Origin of the sequence: Streptosporangium sp. NPDC000095 (assembly GCF_042899335.1) — a bacterium.
Taxonomy (GTDB): Bacteria; Actinomycetota; Actinomycetes; order Streptosporangiales; family Streptosporangiaceae; genus Streptosporangium.
Window position 1 is genome coordinate 56594 of sequence record NZ_JBIAZS010000006.1, and the last position, 21821, is coordinate 78414.

A 21821-nucleotide genomic window follows, 5' to 3' on the forward strand; every position below is an offset into this window, starting at 1 on the left:
CAGGCCGAGACTGCAGGAGCAACCGTGGTTCGCTTTGCACACACCCGCCCACGAGGGGCGGTCACCGGATGAAGCGGTGGGGGGATGTTTCCCAGGACGCCGCTGATCACCTCACGGCCGGCTCCGTCCTGGATCTCGCCGAGATGGCGGTGGTGGTCACCGACAGGTTCAGCAACCTTCTCTACTGGAACCCGTTCGCGGAGAGGCTGTTCGGGCGCCCCGGCACCTCGGGGCCCCGTGACCAGTCGCTCTCCCTGGGCATCATGGAGAAGGACCACCCGCTCGCCGTCGAGCTCTCCAAGCACGTCCTCAAGGGCGGCGTCTGGGAGGGCACGTTCGACGTCAGGCGCGGTGACGGGACGATCATCTACGTACGGGCACAGGCCGTGCCGCTGCGGCATCCCTCGGGAGCGGTGACGGGCATCGTCATCACCGCCCGCGAGGCGATGCGCAGCAACGAGCGGGAGAAGGACCGCTTCGGCCTGCTGGAGCGGATCGGCGAGCGCCTCGCCGGATCGCTCTACGTCGAGGAGACGCTCAAGCGCGTCGCGGAGATGCTCGTCCCGCAGTTCGCCGACCACTGCTTCATCGAGTTGGTGGAGGAGGGGCGGCTCACCCGGAGGGTCTCCACCCACGTCCAGGGCTGGAGCCCGCCGCCCAACACCTGGGCGCCGCTCGGGGCGGAGATCCACTACCCGGTGGGGCACTACGCCGAGATCGCGCTGCGCCGCCAGGAGACGATCCTCGTCGAGGACTTCTCCCAGACCAACTATCCCAGTCCGGGCGAGGCCAACACCCGCCTCGCCGCCGAGATCGGCATGACCTCGGCCATCGTCGCGCCGCTGTGCGTGCGCGGAGAGACCCTCGGGCTCATCTATCTGGGGCTGTCCAACCTGACCGACCGGCGCAGCCCGCACTACGACGCCTTCGACCGCGACTTCGTGGGGGCCATCGCCACCAGGGTCGCCCTCGCCGTCGACAACGCCCTGCTGTTCGAGGAGGAGCGGCACACCGCGGAGTCCTTCCAGAAGCACCTGCTGCCCCGCGCGCTGCCGCAGCTCGACGGGCTGGAGATCGCGGTCCGCTACTTCCCCGCCGCCCCCCTGGCCAGCCACGGGCAGGGCATCCAGACTCAGGTCGGCGGCGACTGGTACGACGTCATCCCGCTCTCGGCGGGCCGGGTCGGCATCGTCATCGGCGACGTCGAGGGCCGGGGCGCCAAGGCCGCGGCGGTGATGGGACAGCTGCGGGCGGCCCTGCGGGCGTTCGCCCAGGACGACAAGCCGCCCGCGGAGATCCTCGCCAGGCTCGACGAGTGGACGCGCATCATCGCGACCCCCGAGCAGGACGAGAGCGGCGCCGACATCAGCGTCCCGCCCATCGTCACCTGCCAGTACCTCGTGTACGACGCCTGGTCGCGGCAGCTGTCGTTCGCCAACGCCGGTCACGCCCCTCCGCTGCTGCTGATCGGCGACACCTGCACCGAGCTGGACATCCGCGAGGTCGGCCAGCCGCTGGGAGTGCGGGCGAAGGGCATGCACGCCGACCTGGTCTACAAGGAGGAGACGCGGACGCTGCCCCCCGGGGCCTCGTTGCTCCTCTACACCGACGGGCTCGTCGACCGCCGCCCCATCCGCGACGCCGACGGCAGGCCGCCCAACGTCGAGGAGGCGCTGGCGCAGCTCTGCGGCAAGCTCATCAAGATCAGTGACGCCTCCGTCGAGGAGATCGCCGACGCCGCCACCGTCGCGGTGCCCGGTGAGATCGACGACGACATGGCCATCCTCGTACTCAGGTCCGCCTCCGAGGACCTGGCCGTCGAGGAGCGCACCTTCCCCGCTCAGCCGATCATGGTCGGGGAGGCGCGCCGGATGGCCTCGGAGGCGTTCATCGGCTGGAACGTCCCCGAGGAGCGCGCCGAGCTCGCCTGCCTGCTCGTCTCCGAGGTCGTCACCAACGTCGTGCTGCACGCCGCCACCGCCAGCATCCCGCGCAGGGAGCTGACGATGGACGGCCCCCCGCTGCCGTTCGACGAGTCCTGGGACGTTCCCGGTTTCGAAGACGAGATCGTCAACGAGAAGGAGTTCACGCTCAGGATCCGCCGGGGCAGGGAGTCCGTCTGGGTCGAGGTCTTCGACCAGGATCTTCGGCTGCCACGCATCCGCAGCGCGGGGGAGAACGACGAGGGCGGGCGAGGTCTCTACCTCGTCGACCAGCTCGCCAGGCGCTGGGGCTCCCGTCCCACCAAGGAGGGCAAGGCCGTCTGGTTCGAGATCCCCACCAGGTCGCGCTGAGCCGCAGGCGGCACGACTGGCACCCGCTCCCGATCGATGGTTGACTCGGGGGCATGGAGCTGGCGTTCGAACGGCGCGGGACAGGTCCTCCCCTCGTCCTGCTGCACGGCATCGGGCATCACTGGCAGGCATGGTTGCCGGTGCTCGACAGACTCGCCGCCGAACGTGACGTGATCGCGGTCGACTTTCCCGGTTTCGGCATCTCGCCGCCGCTGCCGCCCGGCACGCCGTACACGGCGGAAAGCCTGGCGGACGCGATCGAGTCCTTCTTCGATGTGCTCGGCTTGCGCGACCCTCATGTGGCGGGTAGTTCCCTGGGGGGTTACGTCGCTCTCGAACTCGCCTCGCGCGGGGTGGTCCGTTCGGCCACCGCGCTCTCTCCGGCCGGATTCTGGAACCGCAGCGAGCTCATGTACGCGCGAGCCGTCCTCCGCGCCGGCAGGGCCTCGGTTCGCCACCTTTCTCCGCAGCGAGCCGCCCTCGTGGAAGATCCGCTGGGACGCCTTCTCTGCGCCGGTGTGCTGGTCGCCCATCCCCGAAGGGTCTCATCCGAGGCGCTGCTCGCCGGGTTCCAGGCACTGGGGGACGCCTCCGGTTTCGACGAGACCCTCGCCTCGTTCGCGGGGCTGATGCCTCCCGCGCCGCCGAAGGCGCCGGTCACGATCGCCTGGGGCGAGCGCGACCGGCTGCTTCCGCGCCGGCAGGCCATCCGCGCGGCCAGATGGTCGGGGCAGCGGGTGAAGCTGCTCAAGGGGTGCGGACACCTGCCGATGACCGACGACCCCGAGCTGGTCGCGAGCGTGCTGCTGGAGGGCTCCCGGTAGGCGGGGCTTTTTCGCGGATTCACGGCTCGGGAGGGCGTCGTCTGGGACCGGAGGGAGGGGTCAGCGGACGGTCTGTCCCCAGATGGCGAGCATCGCGATGACGAACACGGCCATGACGCCGATGTACGCGACCGGGCCGAGCCGGAAGGCACGCCGCACCCGGTTCAGGCCCCAGGCGAACAGGAACGCCAGGAAGATCAGCAGAATCAGTCCGCTGTCCATCGTCACCACCTCGGGGGAGTCTCCATTGACCAGTATGCGGCGCCGAAGCCGTCTTCGCGGTTGGTAAACGCAATCCCCGACCCATGGGATCGTTACCTTTCGTGAACAGGACCTCGAAGGCAACGCGTGCCCTGCTGGTGGCAGCCCTGGCCGCAGCCCTTTCCGCGTGTTCCGGTGGGAGCGGAGCCTCCGGCGCGCCGGCGACCGCCACCGTTACCGTGACCGCCTCGGTCACTCCGTCTCCCGTGGCCTCCGCCACGCTCTCCCCTTCCCCCACGCCGACCCCGGCCGCCTCCGCGTCGACGGAGCCCGACGATCCCGTCACGGCGTCGCCGTCCGTGAGCGTTCCCGGGGGCCGGGACGTCGACGCCACGATAAGAGGGAAGATCGCCCTGCGCGGGGTGGACGGGATCACCGTGACCGCGGAGAGCGACCGGGAGGTGAAGGCCCTCCTGCTGCCGTTCACGGTCGTGCGCGACGCGCGGGGGCTGGTCTGCAGGGAGGGGCAGGCCCCGTACAGCTGCTCGATGGAGCAGTTGCAGGCGGCGATCAAGAAGAGGGGCGCGCTGTTCGCCAAGGTGACGATCAAGGACGGGGTGGCCACCCAGGTCGAGGACATCACCGAGGGGTGAGGGCCCCGGCCGGTCACGGGGAGCCGCCGCCCCGCGAGGGCGTGGACGGCGGCTCTTCGCGGGGCGTCCCGGACCTCTCAGGAGCCGGGCGTCCTCGGGCCGGAGTCCTATGAGCGGAAGGAGCCGGTCCTGGAGCGTCTTCCCGTTCCGGGCCCTACCTTCCCGGCTGAAGCCGGGGATCCGCGCCCGGCGTCTCCGATCGGGCTCTGAGGCCGGTCTCAGAAGCCGAAGGAGCGACCGATGATCTCCTTCATGATCTCGGTGGTGCCGCCGTAGATGGTCTGGACGCGGCTGTCCATCCAGGCCTTGGCGACGGGGTACTCCATCATGTAGCCGTAGCCGCCGTGCAGCTGGAGGCAGCGGTCGATGACCTTGGTCTGCAGCTCCGTGGTCCACCACTTCGCCTTGGCGGCGTCCACGGCGGTGAGTTCCCCCGCGTTGAGGGCGAGGATGCACCTGTCCACATAGAGGCGGGCGATGTCCACCTCGGTGTCCAGCTCGGCCAGCACGAAACGGGTGTTCTGGAAGCCGCCGATGCTCCGGCCGAAGGCCGTCCGGTTCTTGCAGTACTCGATCGTCGTCCGCAGGACCGTCTCCGCCGCCGCCACCGCCATCACCGCGATCGAGAGGCGTTCCTGCGGCAGGTTGGCCATGAGCTGGAAGAAGCCCTGCCCTTCCTGCGGGCCCAGCAGGTTGGCCGCGGGAACCCGGACGTTGTCGAAGAACAGCTCCGCCGTGTCCTGGGCGTGCATGCCGATCTTCTCCAGGTTGCGGCCCCTGCTGAAGCCCTCCATGCCCCGCTCGACGACGAGCAGGGAGATGCCCCGCGCGCCCGCGTCCGGGTCGGTCTTCGCCACGACGACGACCAGGTCCGAGTTGATGCCGTTGGTGATGAAGGTCTTCTGGCCGTTGACCACGTAGTGGTCGCCGTCGCGTACGGCGGTCGTCCTGATGCCCTGCAGGTCGCTGCCCGCGCCGGGCTCGCTCATCGCGACCGCCGTGATCAGCTCGCCGGAGGCGAACCCGGGCAGCCAGCGGGCCTTCTGCTCGTCGTTGGTGAGGTCCACGAAGTACGGGGCCATCACGTCGTTGTGCAGCGAGTAGCCCAGGCCGGTCGCGCCGATCGCCATCACCTCCTCGACGATCACGGCGTTGTAGCGGAAGTCCGTGATTCCCGCACCGCCGAACTCCTCGGGCACCCCGAAGCCGAACATCCCGATCTCTCCGGCCCTCTTCCACACCTCGCGAGGGACGATGCCGTCCTTCTCCCACTGATCGTGGTGGGGCGCGACCTCGCGGGCCAGGAACTCGCGCACGGTCTCTCGGAAGAGCCGGTGCTCCTCCTCGAAGAGGTCTCGCTGCATGGTGTGCCTCCTTGGGACTCGTGACGACTCGCGACGGCTCGTGATACAGAATACAATTCTGTTACTAGCAGGTACAGCCGATATCGCGCTGTTAGCGTGGCTTGCTGTGGTATGTAGAGGTATATCCAGATCACAAGTACGCCACGGTCTTCGAATCCACCCACGATCTCGCTGCGCCGAAGATGGTTCAAACCGTACGATCTACCCTCGGTGTGCTATGGGTATGCCTGTTGACGGCAGCCTTCGTGATCGGAGTATGTGGTGGTTCGGTGGCGATCTGGGCTCCGTAGGTCCCTCGCGGTTTCGGCCCTGTGCCTTTTTGGTGGTGCGCTCGTCGCGCTGCCATCCGGCGCGTCCGGCGCGTCCGGCTCCGGCATTGCCGAACTCGTGGTCGACTACAGCTGCACCGGGGGGATCGCCCTGGGAGGCAGCACGGTGAACCTCCGGACCAAGGTGTCGATCCCCACGACGCTCACCGTCGGGGAGCCGCTCAACATCGGCTGGGACCTCAACTACAAGAACGGCGACCCGGCCAGGTTCGGCTCGCCGGACTACTTCGGCCCCGGAGGCAAGGTCCTGGTCACCGGGAACGTGCAGATGTCCGGGAGCTGGATCGGCGTCCTGCAGCCGAAGGGTGTCGTTGACCAGCCGGGCAAGCTGCAGCCGGGCAGCATCCTGAAACTCCCCGAGGGAATCTCCGACGCCGCCCACACCGACCAGGCGGGCACCCTCAAGGTCTCCCCCCGGAAGCTGTTCGTGGACTTCATGCCCCCGGCCGGCGAGGTCATGGTCAACAACGACGACCCCCGGGTGAAGTATCACGCGGCGGGCGACTGGTACGAGCTGAACGACGAGGCGCTCAGCATCGGCGACTACGGCCGCGACCTGCACCGCACCGACAAGGTGAACTCCTTCGCCACCTTCACGTTCACCGGCACCGGAATCGAGTACGTCGCCCGGCGCAGCATCGAGGCGGGAGAGGTCGGCTTCAAGATCGACGGCCAGGACGCCACGCCGGCCTTCATCGACGCCTCGAAGGACGCCGACGGCACGCCGACGAACGCCGCGCACCGGGGCGGGCTCACGCTGTGGAGGTTCAACGGCCTCAAGTACGGCGAGCACACCATCCAGGTCACGAACCGGGAGGCCGGAAAGTTCGCGCAGGTCGACGCCTTCCGGGTGATCACGAGGGAGTTGCAGAACCCGCCGGCCGACTACCGGGCCACGTGCTCGCTCGTCAGCGCGCCGGTCTCGGTGGACGTCACGATCTCCGAGCGGGGCGTGTCCCCCTCGCCCAGCGTGACGGGCTCCCCGGACCCCAGCGTCACCCCCAGCACTACGCCCACGGGCAGCCCCACGGCCACTCCGACGAGCACCCCGACGGGCACGGCCACCCCCACCCCGACGAACACCCAGACCGGGGCCGGCAACCAGACGCCCGGGCCGAACAGCACCACCAGGAGCACCACCACCTCGACGCCCAAGCCGACCCTCACCGTGACCGCCACCGTCACCCCCACCAGGGCCACCCCCACCGCGCCGCAGGTGATCATCACGCCCAGCGGCGGGGCGCAGACGGGTGAGGCTCCCGAGGGTGGCTCCGGGCTGGGGCTGCTCAGCGCGGGCACGGCGATGGTGACGGGAAGCGCGCTGGGCGGTGTGGCCTTGATGAGGCGGCGGGCGGCACACGCGCGTGGCCAGAGGGACAGCTGAAGGAGACGCCGGATGTATCAAGGACCTGGTCAGGGCGGTCCCGACCCCTATCACGGCACCGGCCCCGCTCCCAAGCCCAAGGGGAGCATGCTGATGGCCGGGCTCCTCGTGGCGGGATCGCTCGGCGGGGTGGCCGCGATCATGGCGGGGCTGCTCGCCTACCTGCCCCCCGCGGTGGAGGACGCGCCGTACGGGCCGCCCGTGCCGCAGGCGGCGGACAGCAACATCCAGATCCAGGAGGTCCCGGCCGCCGGCCAGCAGCCGGTGGGAGTGGTGCCCTCCTCGGTGGGACCGGGCGGGCTGGACGCCCCGCTCACGGCCGCCGCGCCCACGGCGGCGCCGCCACTGCCGGTGACCATGCCTCCGGAGCCGCTGAAGAGCGACGGCGTGCAGCCCCGGCGGATCGCCATCCCGAAGATCGGCGTGCTCGCCCCGCTGATGGCGCTCGGCGTCGACTCCAAACGGGAGATCCAGACGCCTCCGCTGAGCAGGCCCAACCAGGCGGGCTGGTACAAGCACGGCCCGATCCCCGGGCAGCAGGGGCCCTCGGTGGTCCTCGGGCACGTGAACACCAAGAAGGGCGCCGCCGTCTTCAGCCGGTTGAAGGAGATCAGCCGAGGGGACAAGATCAAGGTCTCCCGGTCCGACGGAAGTCTCGCGGAGTTCACGGTCGACGGTGTGGAACAGGTCAGCAAGACGGCCTTCCCGTCCAAGCGGGTCTACGGCAACACCGGTGAGGCGACGCTGCGGCTGATCACCTGCGGCGGTGTCTACAACCGCGCGACCGGCCACTACACCGACAACATCATCGTCTACGCGACCCTGTCGAAGACCCGGCGCGCCTGAGTCCACCGTGTCCGGCCCGCTGCCGGGTGCGGTGTCTCCCGGATCGGGTGCGATACGCCGCGAATTCGCGGGTCGCGACGTTCTCGCCGCTCGTTAGCCTCCTCGTCAATCCGGGTAGGAAGTTCTTCGATAAGAGGCATCCCCCCGAATGATCAGAAGGCGGGGGTGTGTCCAGGTGAGCATCGTGCGGGCCGGGGTCGTAGCCGTACTCATAGGGATGGCCGCTATTGGCGCGGTACAACACCCGAAGGGGCACGATCGATCCACGGGGTGGGGCGGCAAACGTTTCGCGCATTCGACGCCGAAGCACGCCGGGGGCTGGACGACCAAGAACTGGGGCAACGGCGGGCGGACGGCCGAACGTTCGAGGACGACCGTCGAACGCAAGGGAAACTGGGGATCCGGGCGGCCGAGACACTCCGACGGCGGACGGCACAGGGCGTGGGAGACAGGGCGGCGATATCCGGGGTGGAAACACCAGGGTGATCGCGGTTTCTGGCGTCGGGGCCCGGAGGGCGAACGCGGCGAGGGGCGAGGGTTCGGGAGTCGCGGCGTCCGGGACTCCCCGCGGCCGGACCCGGACGCCGAGGGCGGTGACGACCGGGACCGTGAGCGACCGGGGGCGTGGGAGTCTCGGCGTCGAGGTCCGCGGGCCGGGTGGCGAGAGGGCCATGGGGCCGGACGGCAGGGGGCGGGTGCCTGGCGGCACAGGGGCCGGGAGCCGGGACGACCGGTGTGGGCCGGGGACGGCGTGAGGCGGCATCGGCACAGGGACGGGTATCGGCAGGGGCGGTGGAACGGGTCACGGGGCGAGTGGTGATCCGAGGTCGCGGCCCGGAAGTCCGATCCGTCGACCGGCCCGCGTTTCTCTTCGTCGGGGAGTGAGTGATCAGTCGCTCACTCTTTTTTTGTGGACAGCAATATCGGGATATATGTGGTGAAATGTCGCAGGAAGTGGTCATGTGCTGTTATCTCGGCTAGAAATCACTTCTGATCGTTAATTGCATCTCCAGTCCGGGTATAGCCGCTTATGCGGATGTGTCCCCCTGCTGAACCGGAGCGGGGGGTGTACGCGGGTGAACAAGGCGCGGGCCGGTGTGCTGGCCGTATTCATAGGGATGACCGTGATCGGCGCCCTTCACCACGTCGATTCGACGGGCAGGCGGTCCGTGAGCCCTGCGGACGGGCGATTCGATGACTCCGTGGCCGACCGGCCCGCGAGCTCCGGGAGTTCCGCGGACGGGCGGTCCGCGAGCTCTCCGGCGAACCCGGAGGCACGGCATTTCGGCCGTCACGAAGTCGCGCCGATCATCATCGCGCATCGCGGAGCCAGTGCCTTCCGGCCCGAGCACACGCTTCTCGCCTACACGGTCGCCATCTCGATGGGCGCCGACTACATCGAGCCGGACCTCGTCTCGACCAAGGACCACGTGCTGGTCGCCCGGCATGAGAACGAGCTCTCGGCGACCACCGACATCGCCGGACATCCCGAGTTCGCCGACCGCAGGACCTCCAAGGTCATCAACGGCATCCGGCACACGGGCTGGTTCACCGAGGACTTCACCCTGGAGGAGTTGCGTACCCTCCGTGCCAGGGAGCGCTTTTCCAAGGAGCGGCGGGAGAACACGGCGTACGACGGGATGGAGCGCATCCCGACGCTCGACGAGGTGGTCCAGCTGGCGCGGAAACACGGGGTGGGTGTCTACGCGGAGACCAAGTTCCCCACCTACTTCGCCTCGATCGGGCTGCCCCTGGAGGAGCCTCTCCTGGAGACCTTCGCGCGCTACGGATGGGACGACGAGCGGGACCCGGCGTTCATCCAGTCCTTCGAGGCGGGGAATCTCAGGCGGCTGCGTTCCCTCACCCGGCTGCGGCTCATCCAGTTCGTCGGCGCGACCGGCGCCCCGTACGACCTCGCGAGCGCGGGTGATCCGCTCACCTACGACGACATGGTCACCCCGGCGGGACTGCGGGAGGTCGCCAAGTACGCCGACGGCATCGGTCTGGTCACCAAGCGGATCGGTCCCGCGGGTCTCAGCGGGAGATCGGTGTCACCCGCCACGCTCGTCGGGAACGCCCAGCGGGAAGGGCTCCTCGTCCACGCCACGACGGTTCGCAGGTTCGCGCGGCTTCGGGCGGATCTCGGGAGCGGCGCCTCCGGCGGGCGCGCCGCCGAAGGGGTGAAGAGGTGGCTGCAGCGCCTGTACCGGCTCAACGTGGACGGAGTCATCGCCGACGACCCCGGGCTGGCACGCGCCATACGGGACCAGCTGCGCGGCGGAGGCTGACGCGCGGCCGGCCGGGTGCCGGGGCCGGCGTACCGGTCGGATGGCGCGGTGCCGCCGGTATCCGGCGGGGGCCCGCACGCGACAGGTCGGGTGCCGCGTGGTGTCGCCGGGTGCCGACGCGCGGGTCGGTTCGCCCGCTGCGGTCTTCCGTCAGCCGGTGCGCATGGCCGCCCGTACCCGGTCAAGAGTGATCGGCAGGTCGCGCTGCCGGAAGCCGGTCGCGTGGAAGACGGCGTTCGCGATCGCCGCGGCGGTGCCGACGATCCCCAGCTCGCCGATTCCCTTCACGCCGACCGGGTTGAGCTCGTCGTCCTGCTCGTCGATCCAGTGGGCCTCGATGCCGCGGACGTCGGCGTTCGCCGCGATGTGGTACCCGGCCAGGTCGTGGTTGACGAAGTCGCCGAACCGGGGGTCCATCCGCAGGGCCTCGTGCAGGGCCATGGATATCCCCATCGTCATGCCGCCCAGGAACTGCGAGCGCGCCGTCCTGGCGTTCACGATCCGGCCGGCCGCGAAGACCCCCAGCAGCCGCTCGACACGGACCTGTCCGCTGTCGACGTTCACGCTGACCTCGGCGAACTGTGCCCCGAACGAGTGGCGTGAGAGGCGCTTGGCGGCGGCGAGGTCCTCGGTGGTGTCCGCCCGCACCTCCAGTCCTTCGGGAGGGAGGACGCCGGACCGCTCGTCGAGTTCCTTCACCAGCGCACGGCACGCCTTGCTCACCGCCCAGCTCCACGAGGAGGTGCCCATGGAGCCCCCGGCGACCGGCGCGGGACCGAAGACGCTGCGGCCCACCTTCACCGTGACCAGGTCCATCGGCACGCCGAGTTCGTCGGCGGCCACCTGGGTCAGCGCGGTGCGGGCACCGGTGCCGATGTCGGCCGCGGCGATCTCGATCACGAACCTGCCGGTGGGCTGGGCGTAGGCGGTCGCGGTGGAGGCCATGGTGAAGACTGGGTAGGTCGACGACGCGACGCCGGTGCCGAGGAGCCGGTCGCCTTTCTCGCGGACGCCGGGCGTGGGGTCGCGCCCGGCCCAGCCGAAGCGCGCCGCACCCTCACGCAGGCAGGCGATCAGGTTGCGGCTGCTGAACGGGAGTCCCGACTCGGGGTCGGCCGAAGGCTCGTTGACGATTCGCAGCTGGACGGGGTCCATCCCGAGTGCGTACGCCAGCTCGTCCATCGCCGACTCCAGGGCGAACATCCCCGGCGCCTCACCGGGGGCACGCATCCACGAGGGGGTCGGCACGTCCAGCCGCAGCAGCCGGTGAGCGGTGTGGCTGCTGGGCGCCGCGTACATCACGCGGCTGGCCGCGACCGTCTGCTCGGTGTACTCGACGAGCTTCGAACTCTGCTGGAGCGCTTCGTGCCACACCGCGGTCAGCCTGCCGTCCCGCTCGGCTCCCAGACGTACGCGCTGCAGGGTGGGCGTCCGGTAGCTGACGAGCGCGAACATCTGCTGCCGGGTCATCGCCACCTTGACCGGTCGTCTCACGGCGTACGCGGCCAGCGCCGCCAGCACGGTCGGCGGACGGGTCGCCGCCTTCGACCCGAAACCGCCGCCGATGTGGTCGGCGACGACGCTCACCGCGCCCTCGGGAAGACCGAACAGCCGGGCGATCGTGGTCGCCGACTTCCACGGTGCCTGGTCGGCGTTGTAGAGCGTGAGGGTCTCGCCCTCCCAGAACGCGATCGTGGCGTGCGGCTCGATCGGACTGGCGTGCTCGGTCGGGGTCGTGTAGACGGCGTCCACGCGGACCGGCGCCGACGCGAGGGCGCTCTCGGCGTCACCCCGGTCGACCGTCCCCGCGAAGCCCGCGTTGACCGTCTCAGGAGAGAGGATCCGCGGGTTGCCGGGATCCAGTTCGACGTCGTACTCCTCGTCCTCCTCGTAGTCCACGCGCACCGCCGACGCCGCCTCGCGGGCGCACTCCAGGGTGGTCGCGACCACGGCGGCGACGATCTGCCCCCGGTAGGCGACGTCGGCCGACTGCAGAACGGCCAGCTCGGCGTCCTGCGCGGGACGCAGCCGAAAGACGTTGCCACTGTCCAGTACGGTGATCACCCCGGGAAGGGCGAGCGCTGCGGCGCCGTCGACGGAGCGCACCCGCCCTCGGACGATCGTGGACTGCACCGGCCAGACGTAGACGGCGTTCGGTACGGGGTACTCGTACGCGTAACGGGCCGCGCCGGTGACCTTGTCGCGTCCCTCGATCCTGGCCGGTGCCCCGCCCACCACCTTGTCGAGCACCCTGTCGACGGTCATCCCCGCTCCTCCCGCGTGAAGCTCCCCGCGGACCCCGCCGGTCTCGTGAGATCGCGCACGCTCGCCGCGATCAGGTCGCCGGCGAGGTCGATCTTGAACTCGTTCCCGGGGAGGGGACTCGCCGCCGCGAACTCCGCCTCCGCCGCGGCGAGCAGCAGTGCCCTGGTCGGCCGGTGGCCGGTCAGCATCCCCTCGGCCTCCCTGGCCCGCCACGGCACGGGGGCCACTCCGCCCAGCGCGAGGCGGATCTCCCGCAGCGACCCGCCGGCCTCCGTCGTGACCACCGCCGCGATCGAGACCACCGCGAACGCGTAGGACCAGCGGTCGCGGACCTTGCGGTACAGCATGACCGCGCCGTCCGGGGGCGGCGGCAACTCGACCCCGGTGATCAGGTCACCGGGGCCGAGCACGGTCTCCCGGTCGGGGGTGTCGCCGGGCAGCAGGTAGAAGCGGGAGAGCGGCACCGCCCGCTCCTCGCCCTCCGCGAGTCTGATGTGCACCACGGCGTCGAGGGCGGCCATCGCCACCGCCATGTCGGAGGGGTGGGTGGCCACGCACGCGACGGAGGTGCCGATCACCCCCAGGTCGCGGTGATCGGTATCGCCGATCGCCGAACAGCCGGTGTCCCGTTCGCGCTTGTTGCACGGCTTGGTGATGTCCTGGAAGTACGGGCAGCGCGTACGTTGCAGCAGGTTACCGCCGGTGGTGGCCATCGACCGCAGCTGCCCCGAGGCCCCGGCCAGCACCGCCTGGGAGACGGCGGGGAAACGTTCCCTGATGCCCCGGTCGCCGGACAGATCGCTGTTGCGCACCATCGCCCCGATGAGCACGCTCCCGTCGGCCCGGTGCTCGATCCGGTCGTACGGCAGCCGCGTGACGTCCACCAGCGTCGCGGGCCTCGCCACGCCGAGCTTCATCAGGTCCACGAGGTTGGTACCGCCGGCGAGGAACATCGCGTCGGTGCCGTCCAGGAGGGCGGTGACGGCGGCGTCGGGGTCGGTGACGCGCTCGTAGGTGAAGGGTCTCATCGCGTTCCCTCGGGGTTCCGCCCGGTGAGAACCGGCTCCCGGTTCTCACCGCCGGCCACGTCGAGGACGGCTTCGACGATTCCGGCGTACGCTCCGCAGCGGCAGAGGTTGCCGCTCATCCGCTCGCGGACCTCCTCGGCGTCCAGGTCGCGGCCGGAGGCGACACCGGCGGCGACGTCCTCGGTGACATGGCTCGGCCAGCCCCGTTCCGCCTCGCCGAGCGCGCCGATGGCGGAGCAGATCTGGCCCGGTGTGCAGTAGCCGCACTGGAAACCGTCCTGGTCGAGGAACGCCTGCTGTACGGGGTGCAGATCACTCCCGGGGGCGAGGGCGGCCACCCCCTCGATGGTGACGATCTCCTGTCCGGCGACCGCGACGGCGAGCGTGAGGCAACTGTTCACCCGGCGGCCGTCCAGCAGGACCGTGCATGCCCCGCACTGCCCGTGGTCGCACCCCTTCTTCGTCCCGGTCAGTCCGAGACGCTCCCGTAGCGCGTCCAGGAGGGTCACCCGGTTGTCCAGGGAGACGGGGTGGTCGGCACCGTTGATACGCAGCGTGATATCGCTGCCGAACGCTTCGACTGCCATGCGTTTATCCTGTCAATTCCCTGATGAGGGGCGGATTTCCTGCCAATCTGAAATTCTCAAAGAAGCGGCAATCCTGTTGGTTCGAGAATCACCGGGGAGCCAAAGAGGGGCCAAGATCGGCGCCGATCCCGTTGGGGCCCCCGAGATGCCGATCCCGCTCGGGGCCCCCGAGATCGGGTGACGTCGGCGGATCAGCCCGCTCGTCTGTCGGCGGCCATCGCCGACACGGTGGCCCCGCGCCGCCGGATCCGCTGTTGCCCCCGGTCCAGGATCACGGCGAGAACGAGCACGACCCCCTTCACGATGATCTGCCAGAACGTCGACACGCCCACGAGCACCATGCCGTCGGAGAGGAGACCGATGGCGAGGGCTCCGATGAGGGTGCCTCGCACCGTGCCGCGCCCGCCGCTCAACGCGGCGCCGCCGAGGATCACCGCGGTGATCGCGTTGAGCTCGTACATCTCACCGGCGAGTGGTGCCGCCGCGGTCAGCTCCGAGGCGATGATCAGGCCCGCGAGCGCGGCGCAGGCGCCGGAGATCACGTACACGGCCGTCTTGACGTACCTGATCGGGACCCCGGAGAGCTCCGCGGCACGCTCGTTGCCGCCCGTGGCGTACAGCCATCGCCCGAACGGCGTCCTGCCGAGCACGAGCGTGACGGCGACGGCGAGGAAGATCATGATCCACAGGCCCGTCGGGAGGCCGAGCGCGCGCCCGTTACCGAGAACGTGGAAACCGGTGTTGCCGAGCCCGGGGTCGCCGCCCAGATCGGGGTAGGTCGAGCCATTGGAGATCAGCAGCGCGATTCCCCGCGCCACGTACAGCATGCCGAACGTCGCGATGAACGGCGCGACGTCGAAGCGGGTGATGACGATGCCGTTCACCAGGCCGACGAGCATGCCGACCGTGACGCAGAGCACGATCACCCCCCAGACGGGCGGGTAGGCGACCACGTCGGCGAACCCGAGACCGAGCCCTCCGAGCAACTCGCCGGCGACGACCCCGGAGAGCCCGGCGATCGAGCCCACCGACAGGTCGATGCCGCCCTTGACGATGACGAGCAGCATGCCGAGCGCGATGATCGCGGTGATCGCGACGTGCTTGGTCATCGTGACGAGGTTCGGCACCGTGAGGAAGGAGTCGGACAGCAGGCCGAAGACCGCCACCACGACCGCGAGGGCGATGAGCGCCCGTAACTCGAACAGGTTGTTCACCAGCGACAAGCGGCGCGCCTCGGCCGTGACCGCCTCGGGCGGGGGGTGGTCCGGGGACGTCGACGGGGGAGACGTTTCCCGAGACGTCACTCCGCCGTCTCCTCGCCCGCGCCGACGGTGGTGCCGTCCGCCACCCTCATCAGCTCCTCTCTGGCCGTCTCGCCGCGCCGGAACTCACCGGCGAGGACGCCGCGGGCGAGCACCAGCAACCGGTCGGGGACGCGCAGGGCCTCCTCGGCGTCCGACGTGCTGAAGACGACGGCCAGGCCGCGCTCCGCGTGTGCCGCGAGGAGTTCGAAGATCTCCGCCCTGGCGTCGGTGCCGACGCCGCGCGAGGGCTCGTCCAGCAGGAGCACCCGAGGGGCGGTCAGCAGAGCCCTGCCGATGATCACCTTCTGCTGGTCGCCACCGCTCAGGGACGCGACGGACGCCCGCGTGTCCTCCCGCCCGACGTCGATGTCGGTGATCATCTGGTCGACGACCTCCCGTTCGCGGGCACGGGAGAAGAACAACCGGTGGACGAAGGTGCCCAGCCGGGCCAGGGAGAGGTTCTCCCCGACCGACATCGTCGGGACGAGGCCGTCGCGCCACCGGTTCTCGGGGACCAGGGCGACGCCCTGGGCGATGCGGTCGCGGATCCCCGCGTGTTCCAGCGGGACGCCACAGAGCAGGATCTCGCCCGACTGCGAGGGGATCAGGCCGGCGAGCGCCTCCAGCAACTCGGTGCGGCCGGCGCCAGTCAGGCCGTAGATTCCCACGATCTCGCCCTCCCTGACGGTGAGGGAGAGGTCGTCGATCGCGAGACGACCGGGATTGACCGGGTCGGCCACCACGAGGCCGCGCAGGCTCAGCACCTCCTGCCCGCTGACCGGCGCGTGGCACGGGAAAAGGTCGTCCCGGTCGCGGTCGGTCATGCGCTCCAGGAGCCACCGGACGGAGACGCTCTCGGCGTCCGCCGTGGCGACGAGCCGCCCGTCACGCAGGACGACGACGTCGTCGGCGATCTGCAGCGCCTCCTCCAGGTGCGAGGAGACGTAGACGACCGCCACCCCGTTCGCGGTCAGCTCCTTGATGACCCGGAACAGGACCTCGATCTCAGGGGCGGTGAGGGCCGAGGTGGGCTCGTCCATGATCAGCACTCGGGCCTCCTGGAGGAGTGCCCGCGCGATCTCGACGATCTGCTGCTCGCCCGGCATCAGGTCGCCGACGGGCAGGTCGGGGTCCGGATACTCCTTCAGACTGTGCAGGATCGCCGTGGTGGTGGCCCGCTGGGACGAGCGGTCGATCACCCACGCCCCTCCGCAGATCTCCCTGGCCAGGAAGAGGTTGTCCTGGATGCTCAGGTTGGGGCAGAGGCTGAGGCCCTGGTGGACGATCGAGACGCCCTGGTCGGCGGCGTCACGGGGCGACGCGAACCTGACGGGCTCGCCGTCGAGCTCGACATGGCCGGAGGTGGGGTGCTCGCTCCCGGACAGGATTCTCATCAGGGTCGACTTGCCGGCCCCGTTCTCGCCGAACAGCGCGGTCACCCGGCCGGCGGCGACGTCGAAGTCGACTCCCCTGAGCGCGGGCGTGTTCCCGTAGAGCTTGGTGACGTCGCGGGCGCTCAGGACGGTGGCGGCGGAGATCTTCACGAGACCTCCTTGATCGAGACCGGGGTGATGGTCACGACGGAGGGGGTGAGGAAGCTGAAGGCCCCGACGAAGGAGATCTTCCTGCCCTTCAGTCGCGGCGCGTCCAGGTGCCTGAGCAGCTTCTCCCGCATCTGGTCGTTCAGCGCGGTGGCGGCGTCGGCGTACTCCACCTGGCTGAGGAACTGTCCGAAGGTGATGAATCCGACCGCGTCCCGCAGCGCCGTGCCATTGATGACCGGACCGACCTGTAGCGACACCCGGGTGTCCGAGGGCAGCCCCGGCACGGTCACGGGCATCAGCCCGGACCTCACCGCCCCGGCCGTGCCGGTGCCCTTGACCGCGAAGGTGTAGGGGCCGTCGCCCTGCCGGACGCCGTACAGCCTCCCCGCCCCCTCCGCGTCGGTGGTCATGGCCTTCACCAGTACGGGCAGTTCGACGGCCTTCCTCCTGATCGCGGGTACGACCATGGCCTCGTAGGTCCGTGCTCCGTACGCGGCCGCGTCGAACGGGCCGGGACCCGAGGCCGCGACCGACTCCACCGAGCGGTATCGCGTGCTGAACCCGACGGCGACCAGGACGGCCACCGCGAGGGCGACGGCGACCCATCTCGTCGGGATCCGCCGACGGGAGACCTGCCCGCGACGCGCCCGCGGTGCGACCGGGGTGCTCATCTCAATCCTTCCGGTGGGGAGAAGAACTCGGGGAGAACACTGATCCGTCCGCTCCTCTCCGAACGGGAGCCGGTCGATTCGCCGGAGGTCGTTCCAGCCCGCCGCCGCGCGGGGCGCGGGCGGTAGGGCCGATGATCACTGTGTCCGAATCGATGAAATATTTCCGCATCCAGGAGGGGGTTCCGGGCGTCCGAATTGGATCTCCCGCAGACTCCAGCCTGCCCGATGACGCTCCACAGATGGTGATCTTCAGGCCGGATATCACCAGTCTTGACCTGGTCTTTTCTGTATATCCAGGCGCTGATTGCCGATGCCGGGCCGCCGTCCCGCCGGATGGCCGGGCGCGAGGCGGGTGCCTCGGTCGGACGCGGGGAGGCGTCTTCGCTCCTGTCCGGTATCTGATAGGTGCCCGTCCGGTCCCCCGTTGGGCGCTTTACCCATGTACGGTGTCGTTTGCTGTGGGATAGATGGGAATTTGTGTCCGTTTAGCCGACTTGCTCGCGTGTCCCGGTCTCTGTTCGTAGGATCTATGCCGAACCTTGACCGCAATCTGTAAGCCTTGGGCGGCCGGTGCGCCGACCGATCGATCTGGAACGGGGAGAAACCGTGCTGAAGTCCAGGACGCGGCTGCGTGTCGCGGCCAAGACAGCCGTGATCGCTACGGTGGGCGCGGGCGTCTTCGGTGCGTTCCCCGCACTCGCCTCCATGTACGCCGTGCCCAAGCCGGTCGCCTACACCTGCACGCTCGCCGGCGCTGTGTCGCCGTCGGCGACGTACACGTTCCAGATGGATCTGACCGGTCCGACGTCGGCGGTGACGAACGCCCCCCTCGTGGCGACCTGGAAGATCGGTCAGCCGGCCACGATTCCCACCCTTACCCCGTCCGCGCCCGCCCCGGTGGGTGCGAGCCTCGTCGCCGACGCCGAGGTGCAGATCAATGCGACTCCCAGCGGAGTTCTGGCGAGCCCCAGCGAACTCCGCCAGATCCTGGTCACCGCCGCTCCCCCCGTCGCGGGGCAGGCGGTCACCGCGCCCCCCGTCCTCATCACGGTGACCCCCCTCGCGACGGGTGTCGTCGCCTTCGAGCCCGGCGCGTTCACCCTGCTCCTCAAGACCGGCGCCGGGACGGGCGCCGCGGACGAGGCCGAACTGCTCGACTGCACCCTTCCCGACCCCGCCCAGGCGACCGCCGCCGCGCTGCGGGTGACCGTGGGAACGGGCACTCCCAGCGCGTCCGCCAGCCCTTCGGCGAGTCCGTCGGCGACCCCCTCGCCGTCGGCGACCCCTTCGGCCACCCCGACGTCTCCCCGGCCGACGCTCACCGTCACCCGGACCCACACCGCCAAGCCTTCCCCCGATCCCGATACCGACGAACAGATCGACGAGACTCCCAAGGGCGCCGCCTCCACCGGTGGCGGCGGCGACGCCGGCCCCGACGCTCGGATGATCATGTTCAGTGGTGCGCTGATGGTGGCGCTCGCCGGGATCGGCGGGCTCGTGCTGCGACGTCGCACCGTCGGTCGCGGCTGATCGGGGTGGCCGGATGACCACCCCACCTCCGGGCGGCTGGCCGCCCTCCGGGCAGCACTCCCAGGGCCCGGTTCCCCACTACCGGCCGGTTCCTCCCGTCCAGCCGCCGTACCCGCAGTCCGGTCCCCCTCCGTACGGCTCGCCGTACGAGGGATGGCCGCCCGGACAGGAGCCTCTCGCCGGCGGGCGGATGATGCGGTCGGTGCTCATCCTCGCCGGGATCGCCGGGGTGGTCACGGTGCTGGTGGGCCTGCTCTACATGCTGGCCGCGCCCGAGGAGTACGGCCTGGCCGACCAGCGCACCACGCTGCCGCCCCGCGACCTGGCCGCGGCGCCGGCGAACCCCTACTTCCAGGCGGCACCGACCGTGCCGCCGCCCCTGCCCAGCCTGCCCGCGGCCCCGGCCATGCAGCCCTCGTCCCCGGTGCGCCTCGTCATCCCGCGGCTCGGGGTGAACGCGCCGGTGAAGTCCGTCGGGCTCGACAAGAAGGGCGCCATCGAGGTGCCACCGGTCGGCGATCCGAACCTGGTCGGCTGGTACCGCTCTGGTCCCACCCCCGGGGAGGCGGGTCCCGCGGTGATGCTCGGGCACAAGGACACGCGCGCGGGAAGCGCGGTGTTCAGCCGTCTCGACGAGATCCGCAACGGCGACGTCATCGAGGTGCACCGCAAGGACGGGATCATCGCCGTCTACACCGTCGGCGGGCTGGAACAGGCGGAGAAGTCGGTGTTCCCGACGGAGCGGGTCTACGGCCGGTCGTCGACCCCTCAGCTGCACCTGATCACGTGCGGCGGCACCTACAATCGCTCGACCGGTCACTACACCGACAACGTCATCGCCTACGCGACCATGACGAGCAGCAGGAGAGCCTGAGCGGTCCCCTGCCCATGTGCCGAAAGGTGCGATCGGCCTCGCCGTCGCGCGGGCGGTTCCCGTTCAGGGCACGGACGAAGGTTCTGTTGTAACCTCCTATCAACCGAATGTTGCTCGGTTTCGTAGGCGGCTCGGGTTCGCGAGCAGGAGGCACTGTGGCAGAGGCGTACATCGTCGGGGCGGTCCGCACCCCCGTCGGCAAGAAGAAGGGCGGTCTGTCCACCGTCCATCCCACCGATCTGGCCGCGCACACCCTCGGCGCGCTCATCGAGCGTACGGGCGTCGACCCGTCCGCGGTCGAAGACGTGATCATGGGCTGTGTCATGCAGTTCGGCCCGCAGAGCATGGACATCGCGCGTAACGCGTGGCTGTCGGCGGGCCTCCCGGAGAACGTCGCCGGTGTGACCATCGACCGGCAGTGCGGCTCCTCCCAGCAGTCGATCCACTTCGCGGCACAGGGCGTGCTCTCCGGCACCCAGGACCTCGTCGTGGCGGCCGGGGTGGAATCCATGAGCATCGTCCCCATGGGGTCGAGCATCACCGCCGCGCTGGAGAAGGGCATGCCCTTCCCCTTCGGGGACAAATGGGTGGAGCGCTACGGCAAGCAGGAGATCTCCCAGTTCCGCGGCGCGGAGCTCATGTGCCAGAAATGGGGCCTCAAGCGCGAAGAGCTGGAGCGGTTCGCGTACGAGAGCCACCAGCGGGCCTCGAAGGCCGTCGCTAACGGTCATTTCAAGGACCAGATCGCCCCGATCAACGGTGTCGAGGACGACGAGGGCCCGCGCCCGGACACCACGCTGGAGAAGATGGCGTCGCTGAAGACGCTGAAGGAGGACGGCGTGATCACGGCCGCCACCTCCTCGCAGATCTCCGACGGCTCGGGAGCGCTCCTGATCGCCTCCGAGCAGGCCGTCCGCGACCACGGCCTCACCCCCAGGGCGCGCATCGTCACCCTCGCGCTCACCGGCGACGACCCGGTATACATGCTGACCGCGCCGATCCCCGCGACGCGGAAGGCGCTGAAGAAGGCCGGCCTGTCCATCGAGGACATCGACGTCACCGAGATCAACGAGGCGTTCGCCCCCGTCCCGCTGGCGTGGATCAACGACCTGGGCGCCGACCCGGCCAAGGTGAACCCGAACGGCGGCGCCATCGCCCTGGGCCACCCGCTGGGCGGCACCGGCGCGATCCTGATGACCAAGCTCCTGCACGAACTGGAGCGGACCGGCGGCCGGTACGGGCTGCAGACGATGTGCGAGGGCGGCGGCCAGGCCAACGTCACGATCATCGAGCGTCTGTGACGACCTGATTCACCGAGGGGGCGTCCGTGGGGCGCCCATGAGATCCGGGAAAAGCCCCGGTCCCGGGAGGGAGACCTCCCGGGACCGGGGCTTTTCCCGAAAAGGACCCGCAGGTCAGCGGCCCCCCTTGCCCGGGATCCGGCGCGGCTGCCGGGTCGGCCTCGTCGGCATCGGAGGCATCGGCATGTGCCGCGGAGCCGCGGGCACGACGTGCTCGGGGAGCGGGGTGCGCGGCTTGGGGGTTTTGGTGGTCCTGGACTTCCCGCCACGCTTCTGGGCGGACTTGTGGGCAGGATGAATTCGCATATGAGGACTCCTCGAAGAATGTGACGACGCGGCGCGATCCCGGGTCGGACAACTCAGCTGCCACGTCGGACGAACGGGGCCGGAGGGCTGAGTGCGGGCGGATCAGCGAAGGCTGATCGACGCCGGCTCTTAGGAGTTGATCCACATGCGGACGAACATACGGTGCTGTCGCCGAGGCGTGCAACCCATTAAAAACCGCGTGCGGTGCCGCCCCGGAAATCCGGGAGC

Annotated in this window: 18 protein-coding genes; 9 read left to right on the forward strand and 9 right to left on the reverse strand. The window is 69.9% G+C overall.

Annotated elements, in window-relative coordinates; all coding sequences use genetic code 11:
• The first annotated feature begins 68 nt into the window (after positions 1-68).
• Both ACFY3V_RS15540 and ACFY3V_RS15545 read left to right on the forward strand, forming a co-directional pair.
• Positions 69-2294, forward strand: coding sequence for a SpoIIE family protein phosphatase (locus ACFY3V_RS15540; RefSeq protein WP_362895924.1), 2226 nt, complete (start codon positions 69-71; stop codon positions 2292-2294).
• A 53-nt stretch (positions 2295-2347) separates the two neighbouring features.
• Positions 2348-3118 (forward strand): alpha/beta fold hydrolase, encoded by a 771-nt coding sequence (locus ACFY3V_RS15545; RefSeq protein WP_350943218.1) that lies wholly within the window; start codon positions 2348-2350, stop codon positions 3116-3118.
• Between the two features lie 60 nt (positions 3119-3178).
• On the opposite strand, the gene ACFY3V_RS15550 is transcribed toward ACFY3V_RS15545, so the two are convergent.
• On the reverse strand, positions 3179-3340 hold the full coding sequence (locus tag ACFY3V_RS15550; RefSeq protein ID WP_350943219.1) for a hypothetical protein: 162 nt from the start codon (positions 3338-3340) through the stop codon (positions 3179-3181).
• 101 nt (positions 3341-3441) lie between these two features.
• Here ACFY3V_RS15550 and ACFY3V_RS15555 point away from each other — a divergent pair, with 101 nt between their 5' ends.
• Positions 3442-3972, forward strand: coding sequence for a hypothetical protein (locus tag ACFY3V_RS15555; protein WP_362895927.1), 531 nt, complete (start codon positions 3442-3444; stop codon positions 3970-3972).
• Between the two features lie 218 nt (positions 3973-4190).
• Here ACFY3V_RS15555 and ACFY3V_RS15560 read toward each other — a convergent pair whose 3' ends face one another.
• Complete coding sequence (locus tag ACFY3V_RS15560; protein WP_362895929.1) at positions 4191-5336, reverse strand: acyl-CoA dehydrogenase family protein; 1146 nt, start codon at positions 5334-5336, stop codon at positions 4191-4193.
• Positions 5337-5723: 387 nt separating this feature from the next.
• On the opposite strand from ACFY3V_RS15560, the gene ACFY3V_RS15565 reads away from it, so the two are divergent.
• From ACFY3V_RS15565 to ACFY3V_RS15575, 3 genes are all read left to right on the forward strand, one after another.
• The gene (locus ACFY3V_RS15565; RefSeq protein ID WP_389773760.1) at positions 5724-7049 is read left to right on the forward strand and encodes a hypothetical protein; all 1326 of its coding nucleotides are present in this window, start codon (positions 5724-5726) and stop codon (positions 7047-7049) included.
• Between the two features lie 12 nt (positions 7050-7061).
• Positions 7062-7895 carry a class F sortase gene (locus tag ACFY3V_RS15570; RefSeq protein ID WP_350943226.1) on the forward strand — a complete coding sequence of 278 codons (834 nt, stop codon included), beginning with the start codon at positions 7062-7064 and terminating at the stop codon, positions 7893-7895.
• A gap of 1202 nt (positions 7896-9097) precedes the next feature.
• On the forward strand, positions 9098-10183 hold the full coding sequence (locus ACFY3V_RS15575; protein ID WP_389773763.1) for a glycerophosphodiester phosphodiesterase family protein: 1086 nt from the start codon (positions 9098-9100) through the stop codon (positions 10181-10183).
• A 150-nt stretch (positions 10184-10333) separates the two neighbouring features.
• Here the strand turns inward: ACFY3V_RS15575 and ACFY3V_RS15580 are convergent, their stop codons facing one another.
• From ACFY3V_RS15580 to ACFY3V_RS15605, 6 genes are all read right to left on the reverse strand, one after another.
• Complete coding sequence (locus ACFY3V_RS15580) at positions 10334-12448, reverse strand: xanthine dehydrogenase family protein molybdopterin-binding subunit (RefSeq protein WP_389773766.1); 2115 nt, start codon at positions 12446-12448, stop codon at positions 10334-10336.
• Positions 12445-13476 (reverse strand): xanthine dehydrogenase family protein subunit M, encoded by a 1032-nt coding sequence (locus ACFY3V_RS15585; RefSeq protein WP_362895937.1) that lies wholly within the window; start codon positions 13474-13476, stop codon positions 12445-12447. Before ACFY3V_RS15585 ends, ACFY3V_RS15580 begins: the two co-directional genes overlap by 4 nt.
• Positions 13473-14063, reverse strand: a complete 591-nt coding sequence (locus ACFY3V_RS15590) for a 2Fe-2S iron-sulfur cluster-binding protein (protein WP_362895939.1) — start codon at positions 14061-14063, stop codon at positions 13473-13475. Before ACFY3V_RS15590 ends, ACFY3V_RS15585 begins: the two co-directional genes overlap by 4 nt.
• Positions 14064-14254: 191 nt before the next feature.
• Entirely contained in the window at positions 14255-15367 is a 1113-nt protein-coding gene (locus ACFY3V_RS15595) for an ABC transporter permease (protein ID WP_362895941.1), read from the reverse strand.
• Positions 15364-16911, reverse strand: a complete 1548-nt coding sequence (locus tag ACFY3V_RS15600; RefSeq protein ID WP_362895943.1) for a sugar ABC transporter ATP-binding protein — start codon at positions 16909-16911, stop codon at positions 15364-15366. The genes ACFY3V_RS15595 and ACFY3V_RS15600 overlap by 4 nt, the downstream gene beginning before the upstream one ends.
• Positions 16908-17582, reverse strand: a complete 675-nt coding sequence (locus ACFY3V_RS15605) for a DUF2291 domain-containing protein (RefSeq protein WP_362895945.1) — start codon at positions 17580-17582, stop codon at positions 16908-16910. Before ACFY3V_RS15605 ends, ACFY3V_RS15600 begins: the two co-directional genes overlap by 4 nt.
• Positions 17583-18188: 606 nt before the next feature.
• On the opposite strand from ACFY3V_RS15605, the gene ACFY3V_RS15610 reads away from it, so the two are divergent.
• From ACFY3V_RS15610 to ACFY3V_RS15620, 3 genes are all read left to right on the forward strand, one after another.
• Positions 18189-19112, forward strand: a complete 924-nt coding sequence (locus tag ACFY3V_RS15610; RefSeq protein WP_389773772.1) for a hypothetical protein — start codon at positions 18189-18191, stop codon at positions 19110-19112.
• 13 nt (positions 19113-19125) lie between these two features.
• Positions 19126-19986, forward strand: a complete 861-nt coding sequence (locus tag ACFY3V_RS15615) for a class F sortase (protein WP_362895949.1) — start codon at positions 19126-19128, stop codon at positions 19984-19986.
• A 155-nt stretch (positions 19987-20141) separates the two neighbouring features.
• The gene (locus ACFY3V_RS15620; protein WP_350943240.1) at positions 20142-21287 is read left to right on the forward strand and encodes an acetyl-CoA C-acetyltransferase; all 1146 of its coding nucleotides are present in this window, start codon (positions 20142-20144) and stop codon (positions 21285-21287) included.
• A gap of 114 nt (positions 21288-21401) precedes the next feature.
• On the opposite strand, the gene ACFY3V_RS15625 is transcribed toward ACFY3V_RS15620, so the two are convergent.
• A complete protein-coding gene (locus ACFY3V_RS15625) occupies positions 21402-21593 on the reverse strand; it encodes a hypothetical protein (RefSeq protein WP_362895952.1) in 192 nt (63 codons plus the stop codon).
• Between the last annotated feature and the right edge of the window lie 228 nt (positions 21594-21821).

Bases quoted from the DNA above. Each gene is read 5' to 3' on its own strand.
- ACFY3V_RS15540 (WP_362895924.1), top strand. From the start codon at position 69: ATGAAGCGGTGGGGGGATGTTTCCCAGGACGCCGCTGATCACCTCACG.
- ACFY3V_RS15545 (WP_350943218.1), top strand. From the start codon at position 2,348: ATGGAGCTGGCGTTCGAACGGCGCGGGACAGGTCCTCCCCTCGTCCTG.
- ACFY3V_RS15550 (WP_350943219.1), bottom strand. From the start codon at position 3,340: ATGGACAGCGGACTGATTCTGCTGATCTTCCTGGCGTTCCTGTTCGCC.
- ACFY3V_RS15560 (WP_362895929.1), bottom strand. From the start codon at position 5,336: ATGCAGCGAGACCTCTTCGAGGAGGAGCACCGGCTCTTCCGAGAGACC.
- ACFY3V_RS15570 (WP_350943226.1), top strand. From the start codon at position 7,062: ATGTATCAAGGACCTGGTCAGGGCGGTCCCGACCCCTATCACGGCACC.
- ACFY3V_RS15580 (WP_389773766.1), bottom strand. From the start codon at position 12,448: ATGACCGTCGACAGGGTGCTCGACAAGGTGGTGGGCGGGGCACCGGCC.
- ACFY3V_RS15585 (WP_362895937.1), bottom strand. From the start codon at position 13,476: ATGAGACCCTTCACCTACGAGCGCGTCACCGACCCCGACGCCGCCGTC.
- ACFY3V_RS15590 (WP_362895939.1), bottom strand. From the start codon at position 14,063: ATGGCAGTCGAAGCGTTCGGCAGCGATATCACGCTGCGTATCAACGGT.
- ACFY3V_RS15605 (WP_362895945.1), bottom strand. From the start codon at position 17,582: ATGAGCACCCCGGTCGCACCGCGGGCGCGTCGCGGGCAGGTCTCCCGT.
- ACFY3V_RS15615 (WP_362895949.1), top strand. From the start codon at position 19,126: ATGACCACCCCACCTCCGGGCGGCTGGCCGCCCTCCGGGCAGCACTCC.
- ACFY3V_RS15625 (WP_362895952.1), bottom strand. From the start codon at position 21,593: ATGCGAATTCATCCTGCCCACAAGTCCGCCCAGAAGCGTGGCGGGAAG.